This window comes from Sedimentibacter sp. B4 (assembly GCF_000309315.1).
GTDB classification, from domain to species: Bacteria; Bacillota; Clostridia; order Tissierellales; family Sedimentibacteraceae; genus Sedimentibacter; species Sedimentibacter saalensis.
The window spans coordinates 1-416 of sequence record NZ_CANG01001052.1 but is presented as its reverse complement, the minus strand read 5'-3'; the positions used below and the strand labels follow the sequence as shown (position 1 = coordinate 416).

The following is a 416-nucleotide window of genomic DNA, read 5'->3' as shown; positions in this document are numbered from 1 at the left end:
GATCCCGGTGCTGACCAGGCGCTGCTTCACCTTGTCCAGCGCGCTGCCGGTGGTCGAGCCCTTGTCGATGACGACCTGGACGGTGACGCCCCGCTTGTCGTGGACGTACTGCAACGCGTCCCAGATGACCTCGGGGTCGTCTCCGGACGGCTGCCGAGCCCGGCCTCGGTCATCGTGCCGAGCGCGCGGATGAAGAAGAAGCCGATCTTGATCGTCGCGTTGTCGGCGGTGCCGCAGATCACCTGCGCCATCCGGGACGCGAAACTCCACGGCGTCTGGTTCTTCGGGTCGAGGTAGCCGCGCTTCTCGAAGTCGTCGGTGTTCAGCCACGCCTCGAACGGCTCCGGCGGCGACGTCAGCGTCGGGCACACGGTGTCGGTCGCCACCTTGACCTCGCCGTCCCCATCGACACTGAA

1 protein-coding gene is annotated in these 416 nt (G+C 67.1%); it reads right to left on the bottom strand.

Annotated elements, in window-relative coordinates; genetic code table 11:
- Nucleotides 1-26: 26 nt before the first annotated feature.
- On the bottom strand, nucleotides 27-416 hold a 390-nt coding region (locus tag BN358_RS27255; RefSeq protein ID WP_198018540.1), incomplete at its 5' end, for a hypothetical protein.